General features: G+C 44.2%; 2 protein-coding genes. Both read right to left on the bottom strand.

All coding sequences use genetic code 11. The annotated features are described in order from the left end of the window. Positions 1 to 351: 351 nt before the first annotated feature. Complete coding sequence (locus AAGA18_16245; GenBank protein MEM9446892.1) at positions 352 to 654, bottom strand: hypothetical protein; 303 nt, start codon at positions 652 to 654, stop codon at positions 352 to 354. 322 nt (positions 655 to 976) lie between these two features. Further along, a complete protein-coding gene (locus AAGA18_16240; protein MEM9446891.1) occupies positions 977 to 1,420 on the bottom strand; it encodes a hypothetical protein in 444 nt (147 codons plus the stop codon). Positions 1,421 to 1,600 lie beyond the last annotated feature (180 nt).

The raw sequence follows: 1,600 nt of genomic DNA, 5'->3' as shown, positions 1-1,600 counted from the left end.
TGACACCATGCTTCTTCAAGTTAGCCGTTGCTTTTGACTTATCCCACTCAAACTCCATCCTCAAATCATAGCTGATTGCCCATTAACGTGGCATCGAGAGACTTAATACATACCTCATCCACGATTTCAGAGTGCTTTTTTACCGATCCTGCCAAAGGATTAGTAGCGTAAATACTCATGTATGGCCTTGGCTCTACGTCTCTGCACATGAACTGAGCTGACTAACGGCTAGCAGTCAGGGGCGCGAGTAGAGATTTCGAGTGTTTAACAGTAGTGTTTATCGAGCGTCCCTTGCAGTGCTTTGTTAGAGAAAGAATAACCTATCTCCCAGGCATATTAGTAGCACACTGGCTATTTAACTATTTCAAGCTCTGAAAGCCTATCACTTCTTTTATCTATAAATAATATAACCAGAAATTCTTCTGATGAATCTTTTTGAATTACGCCATCTGCAATGGCAACGGAGTGTCCCTGAACATAATTTGAAAATTTAACGGAGCCACAGAGAGGATCCCCACAATCACATTCTTCAATAACCTTGAGGTCTTTTAATTGCAGTTTATATGCTGATTTTTCAAGCTCGTTTAACTCAGGCTCTTGATTCAATGCCTCTTCGACCCACCATTTTTCTTGTACCGTCAGCTCTCTTTTCATAATGGTTGGCGATCTAACGTAGACCAATGGGCTGCGTGAGCGGGATAAAAAAGAGCAACACTGCCAGGGTGACTCGAACGTCAGCTCCATTGTTTGGTTAGACTGGAGCCCAAAGTTGGCAGTGGTGTACGCCATAGGCGATCGCCTCAACCCACAAAACCCGCTTCCAAAGTATAGCCATAGTCATTCCGAAATGCCATCTTTATGCACCACTGCAAAACGTATGACTGAGAACGAAAAGGTGACGCTAGGGGCGAAAGACTCACGGGATCGCATTAGGGGGGCGAGAAAATCTCGTGTCGAGACCGATGGTTCATTCACTTTATTCTACGTTACATCCTATATCAGAAAGACCTGTGCCATTGGAACCTCTAGGAGAACTCTGAAGCCTGTCAAGATTGGAACGATACTGCTTTATTCTCCACCAATCCCAAATATTCATTGCTAATATTGACTTTAGTTGATTATCTGAGAGACTACTTAAGTAATTCGAAATTTCAGCTTGGCAAGGATGAATAAGTTCGGAAAAAATGACTCCAAAGCCACCATCAAGATTCTGATACACCAAAAAATTCAGAACAACTTCTTGTTTCTCGCTTAATGCTAAATCATCAAATTTTGGTTGTATACGAGAGATACAAGTATCAAAAGTAGCTGATTGACGGACAAAAGCTGAGAGTGAAATGCCCGAAAGGGCTTCTATGGGGTGCTCATGGGCTCTGAAAAATGATGGAGAGAGCCTGGAGATGCAAAGCTTAGATACCACTCATTCGCTATTGCACCCATGCACCCAGACTCCCGACTTCACCATGCCCTTTCTGGCTGGCTGGAGCAAGCTGCCGATTGGTCTCACCGCACCCACCTAAGCACCTGTGGTTGGATGCTGGTGGCCTTGATGCAAACGAACAGCGTCAATTTGACCGACTGGTTGAGGTATCTACCGGGT

The sequence above is a fragment of the Verrucomicrobiota bacterium genome (genome assembly GCA_039192515.1).
Lineage (GTDB): Bacteria > Verrucomicrobiota > Verrucomicrobiia > Methylacidiphilales > JBCCWR01 > JBCCWR01.
The sequence above is the reverse complement of the archived record's forward strand: the minus strand, read 5'-3'. Positions and strand labels throughout refer to the sequence as shown.